Origin of the sequence: Candidatus Methylospira mobilis, from assembly GCF_009498235.1 — a bacterium.
Classification (GTDB): Bacteria; Pseudomonadota; Gammaproteobacteria; order Methylococcales; family Methylococcaceae; genus Methylospira; species Methylospira mobilis.
The window spans coordinates 3,815,056-3,830,875 of record NZ_CP044205.1; the positions used below are offsets into that span (position 1 = coordinate 3,815,056).

The window sequence follows — 15,820 nt, forward strand, 5'->3', positions numbered from 1 at the left end:
CTTAAAGTTTTTAAAATTATGGATATAGCAGTTTGGTTGCAAGCGTTAATACTGGGCGTCATTGAGGGGTTGACGGAGTTTTTACCGGTGTCCAGCACCGGTCACCTTATTCTGGCCGGCGATCTGTTGGGTTTCAACGATGACAAGGGCAAGCTGTTCGAAGTTGTCATTCAGTCCGGCGCGATACTGGCGGTTTGCTGGGAGTATCGCGCTAAAATTCTGAGCGTTGTCGGCGGGTTGCACCATGACCCTTCTGCCCGGCGCTTCGTGTTGAATCTTTTCGTGGCGTTTTTGCCATTCGCTTTGCTGGGTTTTTTGTTTGGAAAAACGGTGAAGCTTTATTTGTTCAACCCATTAACGGTGGCGCTGGCGTTTATTGTCGGCGGACTGGTCATTCTATGGGTAGAGCGCCGTGAGCATGTGGTGCGTATCGAATCGGTCGACGATCTGAACTGGAAAGATGCGCTGAAATTGGGATGTATGCAAACACTGGCTATGATTCCTGGAACTTCTCGTTCAGGCGCAACCATAATCGGCGGCCTTTTTTTCGGTCTGTCGCGCAAAGCAGCCACCGAATTCTCGTTTTTTCTCGCTATCCCGACACTGTTCGCAGCAACCGCCTATGAGCTTTACAAAGCGCGCGATCTGCTGGCCTTAGACGATTTGGCTCATTTCTCAATCGGCTTTATTGCCGCGTTCTTTAGCGCTTTCATTGCGGTCAGAGGCCTGATCCGCTATGTAGCCCATCACGACTTTTCCGCTTTCGCGTGGTACCGGATCGTGTTCGGTATCGCGGTACTGACCACGGCTTATACCGGGCTGGTTTCCTGGTCGGCGTAACTACCGGCTTATTTTCCTTCCAATCCGGCAACAAAGTGCTGAACCAATGCTATAAGCGATATCCCTGCCAGTATCAGCAACATCTGCTGCAGGGTCGAGCGTGCATGGGTTTTCTTATGCAGCGTCGGAATCAGATCCGCGACGGCGACATAAATAAAGCTCGATGCCGCTACGGCCAGAAAGTAAGGTAAGGCGTCATGGATATGCGCCAGACTGAAATAGGCGAGCACGCCTCCGGCGAGAGTCCCCAGACTGGAAAGCAGGTTATAAAAAAGCGCCTTGCCGCGTGAATAACCGCTTTGCAGCAGGATAATAAAATCCCCCAGCTCCTGCGGTATCTCGTGCGCGGTAACCGCCAGACTGGTGACGATGCCGAGCTGTATATCGGTTAAAAACGCTGCCGCAATCAGCACCCCGTCGACGAAATTGTGGATAGCGTCGCCGAACACTATAAGCGTTCCGGCAGGCTGATGGCCATGCGTGCGCCGGTCTTCGTGCGCGTGAATATGCGCCTCGCAATCCTGAGCATGGCAATGACGCCAAAGCAGCAATTTTTCCAGCAGAAAAAAAACGAGTATGCCCGCCAGCAGCGTGACCAGCAGCGATTTGGTCTGCTGCTCTCCCGCCTGTTCGAACATGTGCGGCAGCAGGTCCAGGAAAGCGACACCAAGCAGCGCTCCGAGCGCAAAGCTGATGCCGTGCGGAAGCAGACGTTCGTGATGCTTATCGGGCACCAGCAGAAAAACCGAGGCGGCAATAATGCTGAGTACGCCTCCCAGCACAGTGAAAATGGTAATCCAGGTCAGCAGGTGCATATTTATTCAATCCAGATCAGTGTCGCCATGCGTCCGGTTTGACCGTCTCGCCGGAATGAAAAAAAATGCTCGGGTTCTGAGAATGTGCAGCGCTCGCCGCCGTAGACGGAGCCAACCCCCGCGCTGAGCAGCGCGACGCGGGCCAGCATGTAGATATCCGCATACCATTTACTTTGAGTTTTATGCCGCTTGAAAGCGGCATCCGCCACTTCGCCCAATTGGGTTATAAAAGCCGCGCGCACCTCATCTCCAACCTCGAATGCACCCGCGCCGATGGCTGGACCAAGCCAGGCGACAAGATCGCCGCCGCCCAAATCGTGAGCCGCCGCCTCTATGATGCCGGATGCCAATCCGCGCCAGCCCGCATGGATAGCGGCTACCCGCGTGCCTTTGCGATCACAGAGCAAAACCGGCAGACAGTCGGCGGTCATCACCGCGCAGACTACGCCGGACGAAGAGGTAAAGGAAGCATCCGCATACCAGGTTTCCGCATTATCGGCCCTGACCACAACGCTGCCGTGATGCTGATCCAGCCATAGCGGCTGCGCCGGAAGCTCGAACATGGCTGTCAGCCGTTCGCGGTTTTTTAGAACGCTGACCGCTTCATCGCCGACATGCAGCCCCAGATTGAGCGATGCAAAACGTCCCTTGCTTACTCCCCCGCTGCGCAATGTGCTGACCGCGCGCACATTAGGCGGGGCCGGCCAACGAGGAATGATCCAGTCACTCATCAACGGCCTCGCTTCTCAAGATGCTCAGCAGACGCTGCATATCATCAGGCAACTCACTCCTCCATTCCAGCCATTCGCCGCTTGCAGGATGCTCGAAACCGAGAGTTTCCGCGTGCAGCGCCTGCCGCCGGAAAGCGCGAAGCGCGGTTATCAGTTCGCTGCCCGCACCCGCCGGGAGCTTCAATCTCCCGCCATATACCGGATCGCCGAGCAAGGAATGATGAATATGCGCCATATGCACGCGGATTTGATGGGTACGCCCGGTCTCCAGCTTGATGCGCAGCAAGGTATGCCCCGGCAGGCGCTCGGCTATCCGGTAATGGGTAATCGCATCCTTCCCGTCCCTGCGCACGCTGTAGCGCTTGCGATCGGTCGGGTGCCGCCCCAGCGGTTCGTCTATGGTCGCGCCCGCCGTCAGATAGCCCTGCGCTATCGCCAGATATTCGCGCCGGGTTTCGCGCGCCTGAAGTTGATCGACCAGTGATTTGTGGGCTTGCAAGGTTTTGGCAACCATCAGCAATCCGCTGGTATCCTTGTCGATCCGGTGGACGATGCCCGAGCGCGGCAGGTTTTTCAACGCGGGTGCATGATGAAGCAACGCGTTTTGCAGCGTGCCGTCGGGATGTCCCGCCGCCGGATGCACCACCAGCCCGGCCGGTTTATCAACAACGAGAACTTCGTTGTCCTCATACATGATGGCAAGCGGGATATCCTGGCCTTCGCAATCTGTTTCCGGAGAAAGTTCGGCCGTAAGCTCCACCTGCTCCCCTCCCATCGTTTTGTAGCGTACCGGCACGATCCGGCCGTTCACAAGGACGCGGCCGTTGCGCACCCAGGTTTGAAGCCGGCTGCGCGAATATTCCTGGAATAGTTCGCTCAGCGCTTGATCCAGCCGCAAACCGGCCAGTTCGGGTGGTACGGTTGCTTGTTGTCGTTGTTCCGGCACGCGTTGCTCTGCTCTTGTGTGATAACAATATGTAAATGAAAACTGTTGGCGCGTTTGAATTCGCGTTATACTCAGCCTAGGAGTCTGTCAGAAGATACTACGTCGCCCATTATGTTTCCTCTCCATATATTTATAAAGTCTTTCGCCATTTCAAGATTGCTGTTGATCGCGCTGCTGGCGCTATCTTCCAGCGGTTGCTCCTGGTTCGACACCGACAAGGCCAATGCGGAAGCAGCCGCCAAGGAAGAAAAGGAAGACGATGAACGCGCCGGTTGGACCGTCGATCAATATTACGACGAAGCCAAGGAAGAGCTTATGGCGAAAAACTACGAAAAAGCCATCAAGCTTTATGAAAAGCTGGAGGCGCGCTTCCCGTTCGGGGTTTATTCCCTGCAGTCCCAGCTGGATATAGCCTTTGCTTATTACAAGCACGGCGAACCGGATTCGGCAATCGCCGCTGCCGATCGCTTCATCAAAATGAACCCGAGCCACCCCAATGTCGATTATGCCCATTACTTGAGAGCGCTGGTTAACTATAACCGCGGCATCACTTTCCTGGACCGCTTTATGCCGACCGACTCATCGCAGCGCGACCCCGGCTCGGCAAGGGACGCGCTCAAGGATTTTGACGATCTACTGGTTCGCTTTCCGCACAGCCCTTATGCGGAAGACAGTAAATTGCGCATAGCGGCATTGCGCAACAACCTGGCCATGTATGAAATTAACGTGGCCGATTTTTACATGCGCAGAGGCGCTTATCTGGCTGCGGCGCGGCGCGGGGTGGAAGTCGTACAGAAATACCAGCGCACCCAGGCTGTGCCGAAAGCGCTTAAAATGATGGAACAAGCTTATCGCACGCTGGAAATGAACGACCTGGCGGATGACGCAGCGCGCGTCTATGCACTCAACTACAGCGGCAATACGCTGGCTGAACGCGAAATGCAGGAACTGACTCCCGCCGAGCAGGTGTGGGATTTCATCGGGTTTGACCGTTGATGCCAGCGCCCGATGAACGGGCGCATCAATGACACTTTGCGTAGCTCATACCTTTAGCGCCTGACTTTTTCCTTGACCATGACCACTCGCGGCCACAGGGAAAACCTCTGCTACCGCATTCTCGGCTTTGAAACCGAGAAAAAACAGGTCTGTACCAGGGCCGGGCAGGTGTGGCGAAGTGGCGAATACGCCGAAAACCGCGCTCCGGTACAATCGGCTATCAGAGGTTCTAGTCACCAAAACCTAAATCCGTTTGAGCAGGGAACCTGCCTGTCACATTTCGATGCATGCTTAGAGATTGTCTAAGGAAGCGCTGATTTAATCGGTTTTTGCGCGGATTTTCATGGCAACCGCTTGATTTTACGTGCCCGTAATCAGCAATTTTTGAATTAATCAATGTTTCCCTAACTGAACCTTTCTTCTCCCGCCCTCCAGGCATTATATCCCTCCACAGCAATGGCACGCTTGCGTGGCCCTTTTCCCCGATTATTTTAAGCGCTCCCGAACAGTGCGCAACGCAAAACGTCTTCAACATAGCCGCACAATAAGCTCATAGTCCTGAAGTTTATATTTTTTCCAGCAGCAATGCGAAAAAATACTTTCAATATCATATTCGATCACTGAATAAAATCCGGGAGTATCCCCCGGACACGCCCGTTATTTCTTTTTGAGCTTAATAAATAACAATTCATTCTTTATTGCAAATAATCACCGCTTGCTATGCTACATAATACCTAGTTTTTTCTATGGCGGCGCTACGTCGCTGATCGAAAAAGTTTAGGTGTCGCAGATATAAAACAACTTTTTTCGCACCTTACCGGAAGGATTCGTACTGCAGATCACTTCCGGTAAAAATCACTTTTGTCATCCCGAGCACGTTATGAACCTAGAAACGGACCGACTGCTGAACTGGCTGGTCGGCAATCTTGATCTGGAAACCAGCGTTTTTCACGTAGGCCAGTACTGCGGTCCATGGCACGCTTCAACGTCCGGACGAATGCAGGCAAGCTTTCATATTGTGCTGCGCGGACATTGTTTTCTGCATATGGAAAGATGCGAACCGATAGCATTGGGATCTCGCGAGGCAGTTTTTCTTTTGCGCGATTTACCGCACTCGCTCACTCCGGATTCCGCACCGGGTGCGCTTTTCGCACCGATTCCGATGCAGCCTATGCAACCCGTTCATCCCGATGGCGCCAGTCTGGCTTGCGGTTTTTTTTCTTTGCGCGGGCTGGCCGGCAAGCTGCTGGCGGAATCATTTCCGGATTATCTCATTCTGCGCACGGACTCGGATGCGCTACGCGCAATCGTCCCGTTGTTCGATCTGATTCTTGCCGAAGCCGATCGCGATATGAAGACGCCATCGCCGTTGATCGAACGGCTTACCGAGCTGCTTTTCTTTTATCTGGTGCGCGACATGACCCGGCGCAAGGATATCGTAGCCGGTCTTTGGACCGTCGCCAGCCGCCCTCAGTTCGCGCCTCTCGTCGACCAGTTGTTGCGCGATCCTGCCCGTAGCTGGTCGGTGGAGGACATGGCGCGCATGACGCATATGTCGCGCGCCAGTTTCTTCAAGCATTTCGTCGATAGCTGCGGACTTCCTCCAGCCCAGTTTCTACTGTTGCTGCGCATGAACATCGCCGCGCGTCGGTTACGCAACGGCGAGACGGTTACCCTGGCGGCGGAACGCGTCGGCTATCAATCTCCCGCCGCTTTTACCCGTGCGTTCACAAAAATAATCGGCGAACCGCCAGGCGCTTATCAACGCGCGCGCAGGGTAAAACGGATGGATGGCAGTATGCCGGTCCGGTATAACCAATAAGCTTGAATGAAAAGCGTTGAGAAAAATTCATTTAAACGGTCTTAATCATAAAAGCGAATCAGTCCGTCGATTTTACCTATCTGCAATCAGCAAATTTTGGGTTCATCAGTGGCGCCGCCCTATCTTATCAATAGACGATAGAGCAAGAAACAGCGACGCTTGCCGATAGTGCGGCGCCTCGCCAACAGGAATAATGGACGCACGATTTTTTACTGCGGATGAAATACCCCATGCCCAGATTACCTCTACAAACAGCCGAAACCGCCCCGGACGCCAGCAAGCTTTTTATCGAGCGCGCCATTGCCGCCAACGGCTTCCTGCCCAACCTGATTGCCGTACTGGCGAATACGCCGGCAGCGGTGGAAGCTTATTTCACTGTCGGCGAAATCAACAACCGCGCCAGTCTGACCCTGGCCGAACGTGAGGTTATACAGATTACCGCCGCAGCTCTGCATGGATGCGAGTTCTGCGTTGCGGGTCATTCCGCAATCGCTCTTAAAAAGGCCGGTTTCGACAGGAAAAGCGTGATCGCTTTGCAGCAGCGCGGAGTTACCGGAAATCCGCGTTTCGACGCTCTCGTGGACTTCACTCGATCGATAATAATCAGTCGAGGAGCCGTAGACGATGGTGAATTAACCGCTTTTATCGAGGCCGGTTTTTCTTCGGATCAAGCGTTGGAGGTCATACTCGGCATCAGCCTGGCGACGTTATGCAACTTCGCCAACAATTTGGCGAAGAATGAAATCAATATGCAACTGCAGCCTTTCCGTCCCGGCGCGCTACAAGCATGAATGCGCCGGCTGAAAACTTGGACGGGGATATCGGCTGGTTTTCCAGACATGCGGCATCCCTGGACTCAAGCGCAAACGATGCCGATGCGGTGCTCGGGCAGCTAGCTTCGATAGGATTATTTGAAATCGGCGTGCCTCGGGTCCTAGGCGGTAGCGGCGGCACTACCGGCGACGCGTTGGAGGCGATCGCCAACGTGGCCGAGCACTCGCTGACCGCTGCTTTTGTATTCTGGGGACATCGTACTTTCATTGAATATCTGTTGCAGACTCCAAACGAGATTTTGCGCGAAAGTTGGCTGCCTTTATTGCTGCAAGGCCGCTTTGCCGGCGCTACCGGTTTGTCCAACGCGATGAAATTTCTGTCCGGTATAGAAGCACTTCAAGTCAGCGCCAGCCCGCGTGGCGCAGACTGGCGTTTGAACGGCCGTCTTCCCTGGGTAACCAATCTGCGTAAAGCCGGTTTCATCGTAGCTGCCGCGGCGGCGAGGGATAACAAGGCTGCGCCGGCCATCGTCGCAATCACCAACGACATGAGCGGCGTGACGCGCAGCGAAGATCTCAACCTGATTGCGCTGCGAGGCGGCAATACTGCGGCGATCACAATAGACAACGCCATTATCGGCTCGGAGCAAATTTTGCACGAAAATGCGCGTGAATTTTGTCCGCTTGTGCGCCCGGCATTTCTTGGACTGCAAATCGGTCTGTCGATTGGACTGGGACGAATTGCATTGCGCAAGGCGCGCGAACATAGTCATGGCGCGCACAGCATCCTGCTGCCGCGGGTTGACGCATTATCTGCCGAGCTTGAGGGTATTGCTGGCAATATACATGAGGGGTTGGCCGGAAACCGGTTCATTGATGAACCGTCAGCGCTGTTCCGTATCCGCATCCGTCTGGCCGAGATCGTACAGACGGCATTAGGACTGGAACTCGATGCCGTCGGCGGCCGCGCCTATTTACACGACCAGAGCGGCGGTTTCGAGCGCCGCTGGCGCGAAGGGGCTTTCATTCCGGTCATCACGCCCAGCCTTACCCAATTGCAGGGCGAACTGGCCAGACACACAGCGTGCCATCGGCAATGAACTCTCGACTGTTACCTGACGAAGCAGCGCTTCCTGTAGTTCTAGGCGCGGAGAATTTGTCGTTCGCCTACGCGCAGTCCGAACCGGCTTTTCAACGGATTTCCCTGCACGTTCAGCGCAGGGAAATCGTCTGTCTGCTGGGCGGCAGCGGCTGCGGAAAATCCACTTTGCTGCGCGTGCTTTCCGGACTCGTTGCGCCGACCGAGGGTAGCGTACTTTTCCTCGGTCGCCCGTTGCAACACCCGCACCCGCGTAGCGCACTATTGTTTCAGCAGGCCAGCCTACTGCCCTGGCTGAATGTATTCGACAACACCGGTTTCGGGCTGGACTTCAAACATCAACCGGAAATCAGCGCGGAGGCGCGCAATGAACGCGTCAGTTCAGCGCTAACCGCAGTCGGCTTGGAGCGGCATGAAGCATGGCCGGCCCAGCTCTCCGGAGGCATGGCGCAACGCGTCGCGCTGGCGCGCGCATTGGCGCGCGAACCGGAGCTGTTGTTTGCCGACGAGCCGTTCTCGGCGCTTGATGCGATCACCCGCGCGCAAATGCAATCGCTGCTGGTGGATGTGGTGCATCGCTGGCATGCCGCTGTGCTGCTGGTCACGCACGATATCGACGAGGCTATTCTGGTTGCCGACCGCATTTTGTTGATGGGCGGACGTCCCGGCCGTCTGTGCTGCGAATGGACGGTCGATATCCCCTATCCTCGCGAAAATTTTCCTGAACGGATCGCCAAGTTGCGCTTGCAAATACGGGCCGCACTGCATGAAAGCGCAGTGTCGTTTGCCAAAGCGAATTGAATAAGGATTCGGCGGGCAATAATGCCCTGATCGATACGTCGGAATGCTGCCCGGCGGTGGATGCACCGACGCTTATCCGCTCCACTACAGGCTGACGTCATCAAAGCAGGGGTGTAAATGTAGCGCCACATCCGCCAAGTTTCCTGGATACACAGGGAAGAAATTTATAGCCAAATACACAAGATATGCCGAGGTAATACAAACGCGATGAAAAAAAACACAAGCTCTCAACTCCATGTCTGCGCCAGCCCGGATTGCCGCTGCGGAATGACGCGGCGAGATTTTTTGCGTTTATCCGCATTGGCAAGCGCTACGCTGGCCGCGCCGCTGCTTAGGATAGGCGATGCGACGGCGCAAAGTTTCAAGGGTGACGATGTGCCGGTGAAAATCGGCTATCTCCCGATCACCGACGCAGCACCTTTACTGGTAGCGCATGCGCGCAAACTGTTCGAAACCGAAGGGTTGCATACTGAAACGCCCCGAATGTTCCGTAGCTGGGCGCAGGTCGTCGAAGCTTTCGTCTCCGGTCAAGTCAATGTGATCCATCTGCTTTCACCGGCAACGCTATGGGTACGTTACGGCGCAAAGTTTCCCGCTAAGGTTGTGGCCTGGAATCACATGAACGGTTCCGCGCTAACTGTCGCGCCCCATATCAGGGCCGTTTCCGACCTTGCCGGTCAGACCGTCGCCGTACCCTTCTGGTATTCCATCCATAACGTCCTGTTGCAGAAACTGCTAACCGCTGACGGACTGGTTGCAGTAACCAGGGTGCGCGGCAGCGCTCTGGCGGCCAATGAGGTGAACGTGGTGGTGTTGCCGCCTGCGGAAATGACATCGGCGCTGGCGGGAAAAAGCATTGCCGGCTTCATCGTTGCCGATCCGTTCAACGCAGCTGCTGAAACCAACGGCATCGGCAAGGTACTGCGCTTCTCCGGCGATGTATGGAAAGACCACGCCTGCTGCGTTACTTTCCTTGCCGAGCGAGATATCAGCGAGCGCCCCGAGTGGGCGCAACGCGTCACATCAGCCATCGTCAAAGCGCAACTTTGGACGCGCAACAATCGACCTGATACGGCCAGACTGCTATCCGCCAACGCCGACAACCATTACACCCCTCATCCGCTCGAAGCACTGAACAAGGTATTTTCCGCTACGGATTATGCACGCTATGAAGCCTCCGGCGTGATCCACAACAAAGACTGGCTCCAGCAACGGATCGACTTTCAGCCTTATCCCTTTCCGTCCTACACAGAGGAACTGGTGCGTAGCCTGCTTATCACGCGCATGGAAGGCGACAACCAGTTTCTCGCCTCGCTCGACCCGGCTTTTGTGGCCAAGGATCTGATAGATGACAGCTTCGTGCGAGCAGCGATTCGCTCGGTTGGCGGTCCGAAGGTCTTCGGTTTGTCCGCTGATTTGCAGCGCCGCGAATTCATCGCGGTATGAGGGTCATCAGCGCACGCATTTTCTTGCCGCTGACAGGCCTGGGCTTTGCGGCCCTGTTGTGGACGGCGGGTAGCCTGGCAATGGCAAACATAACGCCTATTGCAACGCATTTCGCTCCGCTCGCGGCCGCGCATGCGCTCGGTGTTTTGCTGGGTAGCGCGTTATTTTGGGAGCATATCGCGGTGAGCCTGCAGCGCGTCGGCGTCGGGTTGCTATTTTCTCTAGCAATAGGCGTGCCAATTGGGATACTAACCGGCATGTCGCGCGCGTTCGCGCAAGCCAGTACGCCATTATTTCAATTCCTGCGCATGATTTCGCCTCTGTCGTGGATGCCGATTGCGGTAATGGTGCTGGGCGTAGGCGATGCTCCCGTGTATTTTCTGCTCGCCTTCGCCGCAGTATGGCCGATACTGCTGAATACCGCCGCAGGGGTGGCTCAGCTGGATCGCAACTGGCTACTACTGGCGCGCAGTCTGTCGGCCACGCGTTGCGAGACAATTTGCCGGGTCATTGTTCCCGGTATCACCGCATCCATTCTAAGCGGGACAAGGCTTGCAATCGGGATTATCTGGATCGTTCTGGTGCCTGCCGAAATGCTCGGCGTTTCCGCCGGTCTCGGTTATTTTATCCTTGACGCGCGCGACCGTCTGGCTTATTCGGAACTGATGGCGGCAATTCTCGTCATCGGCTGTTTGGGTTTTTTTCTGGATCATCTCGCACGCCGGCTGCATCGTTGCTGGATACACCAAAGGTAATTTTCCGACCTGTTCAGAGTCAAACCTCAGCCAAATCCCCTTTCTCTTCCAGCCAGGCTTTGCGGTCGGGCGCGCGCTTTTTGGCGAGCAGCAAGTCCAGATATTGATCGGTATTGTCTCCCTCGCTGAGCGTCAGTTGCACCAGCCGCCGGGTATCCGGATTCATGCTGGTTTCCCGAAGCTGCGAAGGGTTCATTTCGCCCAGCCCCTTGAAGCGCTGCACGTTGATCTTGCCCTTGATTTTTTCTGCTTCGATGCGATCGAGAATGCCGGTTTTTTCGGCTTCGTCGAGCGCGTAATACACCTGCTTGCCGATATCGACGCGATAAAGCGGCGGCATCGCCACAAACACATGGCCGGCGGCAACCAGCGGACGAAAATGACGCACAAACAGCGCGCACAGCAAGGTGGCGATGTGGTTGCCGTCGGAATCGGCGTCGGCCAGGATGCAAACCTTGCCGTAACGCAGGTTCTGCAGTTGCGGAACGCCGGGGTCTACCGCCAGCGCCAGCGCGATATCGTGCACTTCCTGCGACGCCAACACCTGTTCCGACTCCACCTCCCAGGTGTTCAGGATCTTGCCGCGCAACGGCATGATGGCCTGGAACTCGCGATCCCTGGCCTGCTTGGCGGAGCCGCCGGCAGAGTCGCCTTCCACCAGGAACAGCTCGGTCAGGCTGGTGTCCTGTGAAGAGCAGTCGGCCAGTTTTCCGGGCAGCGCCGGGCCGCTGGTCACCCTTTTGCGCACCACCTGACGGCTGGCTTTGAGGCGTTTTTGCGCGCTTTCTATCACCCAGGCGGCAACGTTTTCGCCAACGGACGGATGCTGGTTCAGATACAAACTGAATGCGTCCTTGACCACGCCGGAAACAAAGGCCGCGCATTCGCGCGAACTCAGACGCTCCTTGGTTTGCCCGGAAAACTGCGGTTCGCGCAGTTTCACCGACAGCACGAACTGGCATTTTTCCCATACGTCCTCGGGAGCGAGCTTGATGCCGCGCGGCAACAGGTTTCGAAAATCGCAAAATTCGCGCATCGCTTCCGTCAGCCCGGTGCGCAGACCGTTGACGTGGGTGCCGCCTTGCGGGGTCGGAACCAGGTTGACGTAGCTCTCGTTGATGGATTCGCGCAGGCCATCGGCCCAAACCACCGCCCAGTCCGCCGCTTCGCCGCGCGCGGTCATGCTGCCGGTAAACGGTTCCGGCGGCAGGCACTCCAGGTCGCCGACCTGATCCAGCAGATATTGCGGCAAGCCGTTTTCATAACGCCATACCGTCTCTTCGCCGCTTGCTTCCTCTTGCAGCGTGATGCTCAATCCCGGACATAACACCGCTTTTGCGCGCAGCAGATGCTTCAGCCTTGAAACCGAAATACGCGCCGAATCGAAATAACGCGGTTCCGGCCAGAAACGCACCACACTGCCGCTGTCGCGTGCACGCGCGGTACCGGTTTCGGTCAATTCGGACTGCTTTTCGCCTTGCGCGAAATGCATCGCGTAGGTTTTCCCGCCACGGCGGATTTCCACTTCCAGGCGTGCCGACAGCGCGTTGACCACCGAAACGCCGACACCGTGCAGTCCGCCGGAAAATTCGTAGTTTTTATGGGAAAACTTGCCGCCGGCGTGCAGCCGCGTCAGAATCAGCTCGACGCCGGTAACGCCGTGTTCCGGATGGATATCGACCGGCATGCCTCGGCCGTCGTCGCTGACCTGCACACCGCCGTCCGCCAATAGTTGGACGTGTATGTTTTTGGCGTATCCCGCCAGCGCCTCGTCCACGCTGTTGTCGATAACCTCCTGCGCCAGATGGTTGGGGCGCGAGGTGTCGGTATACATGCCGGGACGCTTGCGCACCGGGTCCAGGCCGCTCAATACTTCGATGGCGGCGGCGTTGTAGGCTTCTGTCATTTGGTCGTGTTTATGCCTGTATTTTGAATGATTCGACTTCCCGGTAGCGGCGCGGACAGCGCCGCTACCGGGCATATGATACACAAGGAGGGATATGCGCTCACGCCTTCGTGTATGAGGTAAACAATGCACAGAAAGCTGTTCCCCATTGACAGGATTACACTTTTTCGAATAGAGCCCAAAGCCGATGCTCGTTACAGGCGTGGTATCCCAAGATGACCTGCGAAGTTTTATTGTTTTCAATAACCCGAGAACGATTTTTACCTGTGCGGATTTCGTACACGATAACGAGGGTCTACAGGAGCATCTCATGTGGAAAATATTTGTCAATATACTGTTCACCGCAATGCTCATGACTTATCAGGCGATATCGGCCACAAACGCAGAACCGCCAACCAAAATTACTTTCTCCTATACTTTTCAGCAGCAATCCACCCTCGCTCATGTCGCAGTGGCAAAAGGGTACTTTGTCGAGGAAGGACTTGATGTTCAGCCGCTGCTGCATACCTATGGAAAGGCCGTCCTGCAGCCGGTCCTCGACCATAAGGCCGACTTTGCGACAGCCGGAGAAACGCCGGTCATGTTCAATTTACTCAAGGGGGAAAAAATTTTCGTGGTCGCCAACATTGATTAAAGCACCACGAACCATGCAGTCGTAGCGAGAAAGGACGCGGGCATCCAGACACAGGGCGACTTGAAAGGAAAACGCATAGGAACGACCCCCGGCACCACGGGAGATTTTTTTCTGGACTCGCTGTTAACCGCAAACGGCCTTACCCGCAACGATATAAAGCCCGTTGCCCTGGCTCCCGAAGAAATGCTGGATGCCATCATGGCGAAAAAAATTGACGCGGCCAACACCTGGAACTACCCATTGACGCAAATCATCCGGACGCTTGGGCCGGAAGGGACGGCTTTTTTCGACGGAGAAACTTATACCGAGTTATTCAATGTTGTCGCACAGCAGGATTTCGTCCGCAATAACCCCGAAACGGTCAAGCCTGTACTGCGCGCCTTGATCAAGGCGGAGACCTTCGTTTCACAACATCCGGACAAAGCACAGACTATCATGTCCGTTGCAACGAATGTGGATAAAAACCTCATTCGCAGCGTTTGGAGCGCCTTCGATTATCGCGTCGTGCTTGATCAAACGCTGCTGATAACGCTGGAAGATGAAACGAGATGGGCAATAAAAAACAGGCTGACTGACCGGACGGTCATGCCCGACTACCTGAATTTCATTTATTTATACGGACTTATGGCGGTCAAACCGGAAGCAGTCAAACTGGATCATTAGATTCATGCGCATCATTGCTCGTCTCCAGATCATTTCAACCGTCACGATGACCGCCCTGGCGGCACTGGCGCTTGTACTCGCCTGGGCCTTCATCAAATTCAAGAGCGCAAAAAACGAATACATTCTTGCCAACACAATCGCGGCCAATTTCTTCGAACGCACATCCATCAGGGACCAGTAATTTTTGTATCGTGAAGACCGCTCGCGCACATTATGGGACAAAAACATCGAAGCCGCCGATCGCTTGTTCATTGAAGCCGAGAGGCAATATCATCGCCGGGAAGACAGGAAAATTCTGGGCGAACTGCGCAGAAATATCGCAGAAAGCCGAAATATTTTCTATCGCATAGTCAACAATACCGATGTATTGAAAACAGCCGGAGACAACCGCCCTGTTTATGAAGAACTCGACAAAAGGCTCTCCAGTCAACTGCTGCTGAAGTCCATCATATTCCGCGATACCGTCATGGCCCGGCAAAATACGAGCGCGCGGCGTGTTGAGCAGGCTTACAGACTGCTGACCATCCTTATCGGTCCGTTTGCCGTCACACTGGCTTTTACCACCAGCATAACGTCGATGCGTCTCGGCAGGCTCATTCACAAGCACCTGGAGCCGCTGCACGACGGCGCAAGAATTATTGCCGCCGGCGATCTCGATTTCCGCATCGAGTCCGGCGGCTGCGACGAGTTCGCCGAACTGGCGCGCTCCATCAACAATATGACCGAAAGGTTGCAGAAGTTCACCAGACGGCTCGAAGCGGAAATCACCGAGCGCAAACCGATGGAAGCAGAACTCAGGCGCTATAAAGACCATCTCGAAGAAAAAGTCCAGCAACGCACGGCAGACCTTGTTTTGGCCCGCAATGCCGCCGAAGCGGCGAATCAGGCCAAAAGCGTATTTCTTGCCGATATGAGCCACGAACTTCGCACGCCGCTGAATGCCATACTCGGTTTCTCCGGCATGATGCGGCGAACGGCGCAAATGCCCGACAACCAGAGCGCGAACCTTAACATTATTATTCGTAGCGGCGAGTATCTGTTAAACCTGATCAACGACGTACTCGAAATGGCAAAGATCGAGGCCGGGCGAGTGCAGCTGGAAGACGCACCCTTCGATTTGGGGAACATGGTGCGTGACGTTACGGAAATGATGCAGGTACGGGCCACGGAAAAGCATATACGCTTACTCGTTGAGCAGACTTCGGCGTTTCCACGCTACGTGGTCGGCGACGAAGCCCGTATGCGCCAGGTACTGATCAATCTCGTCGGAAATGCCATCAAATTCACCGAACACGGTGGTGTGACCGTACGCCTGGGCACCGGAAACAACGCCGTCTCACACCTGCTGATCGAAGTCGAGGACACGGGTTCTGGCATCGAGCGGGAAGATCGGCAACGCATATTCGAACCGTTCGTGCAACTGGGCGAACAGGGAATGAACAAGGGAACCGGACTTGGGTTGACCATCACCCGCCAATTTGTGCAGATGATGAACGGCAACCTTACGCTGGAAAGTACGCCGGGCAAGGGATCGCTGTTTCGGATCGTTTTGCCGCTGAGACAAGCCAGGGCGGTATGAAGTGGCTACACTAA

15 protein-coding genes and 1 pseudogene are annotated in these 15,820 nt (G+C 55.4%); 11 read left to right on the plus strand and 5 right to left on the minus strand.

Features of this window, described 5'->3' with window-relative positions; genetic code table 11:
- Window positions 1–18: 18 nt before the first annotated feature.
- Entirely contained in the window at window positions 19–840 is an 822-nt protein-coding gene (locus tag F6R98_RS17360) for an undecaprenyl-diphosphate phosphatase (protein ID WP_153250142.1), read from the plus strand.
- A gap of 8 nt (window positions 841–848) precedes the next feature.
- On the opposite strand, the gene F6R98_RS17365 is transcribed toward F6R98_RS17360, so the two are convergent.
- From F6R98_RS17365 to rluD, 3 genes are read right to left on the minus strand one after another with little or no spacing between them, the layout of a single operon-like run.
- Entirely contained in the window at window positions 849–1,655 is an 807-nt protein-coding gene (locus F6R98_RS17365; RefSeq protein WP_153250143.1) for a ZIP family metal transporter, read from the minus strand.
- Between the two features lie 2 nt (window positions 1,656–1,657).
- Complete coding sequence (pgeF, locus tag F6R98_RS17370; protein ID WP_153250144.1) at window positions 1,658–2,386, minus strand: peptidoglycan editing factor PgeF; 729 nt, start codon at window positions 2,384–2,386, stop codon at window positions 1,658–1,660.
- On the minus strand, window positions 2,379–3,332 hold the full coding sequence (gene rluD / locus F6R98_RS17375; protein ID WP_153250145.1) for a 23S rRNA pseudouridine(1911/1915/1917) synthase RluD: 954 nt from the start codon (window positions 3,330–3,332) through the stop codon (window positions 2,379–2,381). The genes pgeF and rluD overlap by 8 nt, the downstream gene beginning before the upstream one ends.
- A gap of 111 nt (window positions 3,333–3,443) precedes the next feature.
- Between rluD and F6R98_RS17380 the strand changes: the two genes are divergently transcribed.
- Window positions 3,444–4,328: an outer membrane protein assembly factor BamD gene (locus F6R98_RS17380; protein ID WP_153250146.1), complete on the plus strand. Its 885-nt coding sequence runs from the start codon at window positions 3,444–3,446 to the stop codon at window positions 4,326–4,328.
- A gap of 45 nt (window positions 4,329–4,373) precedes the next feature.
- Here the strand turns inward: F6R98_RS17380 and F6R98_RS21715 are convergent, their stop codons facing one another.
- Complete coding sequence (locus F6R98_RS21715) at window positions 4,374–4,565, minus strand: hypothetical protein (protein ID WP_194270002.1); 192 nt, start codon at window positions 4,563–4,565, stop codon at window positions 4,374–4,376.
- 643 nt (window positions 4,566–5,208) lie between these two features.
- Here F6R98_RS21715 and F6R98_RS17385 point away from each other — a divergent pair.
- The 6 genes from F6R98_RS17385 to F6R98_RS17410 all read left to right on the plus strand — a co-directional run bounded on the left by F6R98_RS17385 (window position 5,209) and on the right by F6R98_RS17410 (window position 11,024).
- A complete protein-coding gene (locus F6R98_RS17385) occupies window positions 5,209–6,150 on the plus strand; it encodes an AraC family transcriptional regulator (protein ID WP_153250147.1) in 942 nt (313 codons plus the stop codon).
- Between the two features lie 230 nt (window positions 6,151–6,380).
- Window positions 6,381–6,941, plus strand: coding sequence for a carboxymuconolactone decarboxylase family protein (locus F6R98_RS17390; protein WP_153250148.1), 561 nt, complete (start codon window positions 6,381–6,383; stop codon window positions 6,939–6,941).
- Window positions 6,938–8,023, plus strand: a complete 1,086-nt coding sequence (locus tag F6R98_RS17395; protein WP_153250149.1) for an acyl-CoA dehydrogenase family protein — start codon at window positions 6,938–6,940, stop codon at window positions 8,021–8,023. The genes F6R98_RS17390 and F6R98_RS17395 overlap by 4 nt, the downstream gene beginning before the upstream one ends.
- A complete protein-coding gene (locus F6R98_RS17400; RefSeq protein WP_153250150.1) occupies window positions 8,020–8,823 on the plus strand; it encodes an ABC transporter ATP-binding protein in 804 nt (267 codons plus the stop codon). The genes F6R98_RS17395 and F6R98_RS17400 overlap by 4 nt, the downstream gene beginning before the upstream one ends.
- 207 nt (window positions 8,824–9,030) lie before the next feature.
- Window positions 9,031–10,269: an ABC transporter substrate-binding protein gene (locus tag F6R98_RS17405; RefSeq protein ID WP_153250151.1), complete on the plus strand. Its 1,239-nt coding sequence runs from the start codon at window positions 9,031–9,033 to the stop codon at window positions 10,267–10,269.
- A complete protein-coding gene (locus F6R98_RS17410; protein WP_153250152.1) occupies window positions 10,266–11,024 on the plus strand; it encodes an ABC transporter permease in 759 nt (252 codons plus the stop codon). The genes F6R98_RS17405 and F6R98_RS17410 overlap by 4 nt, the downstream gene beginning before the upstream one ends.
- A gap of 19 nt (window positions 11,025–11,043) precedes the next feature.
- On the opposite strand, the gene parE is transcribed toward F6R98_RS17410, so the two are convergent.
- Window positions 11,044–12,930 (minus strand): DNA topoisomerase IV subunit B, encoded by a 1,887-nt coding sequence (parE, locus tag F6R98_RS17415; RefSeq protein WP_153250153.1) that lies wholly within the window; start codon window positions 12,928–12,930, stop codon window positions 11,044–11,046.
- Window positions 12,931–13,282: 352 nt separating this feature from the next.
- Here parE and F6R98_RS17425 point away from each other — a divergent pair.
- From F6R98_RS17425 to F6R98_RS17435, 3 genes and pseudogenes are all read left to right on the plus strand, one after another.
- Window positions 13,283–14,227: pseudogene (locus F6R98_RS17425) on the plus strand (ABC transporter substrate-binding protein).
- Window positions 14,228–14,231: 4 nt separating this feature from the next.
- Window positions 14,232–14,408: a hypothetical protein gene (locus F6R98_RS17430; RefSeq protein ID WP_153250156.1), complete on the plus strand. Its 177-nt coding sequence runs from the start codon at window positions 14,232–14,234 to the stop codon at window positions 14,406–14,408.
- Window positions 14,409–14,411: 3 nt separating this feature from the next.
- Complete coding sequence (locus F6R98_RS17435) at window positions 14,412–15,806, plus strand: ATP-binding protein (RefSeq protein WP_153250157.1); 1,395 nt, start codon at window positions 14,412–14,414, stop codon at window positions 15,804–15,806.
- The last annotated feature ends 14 nt before the right edge of the window (window positions 15,807–15,820 follow it).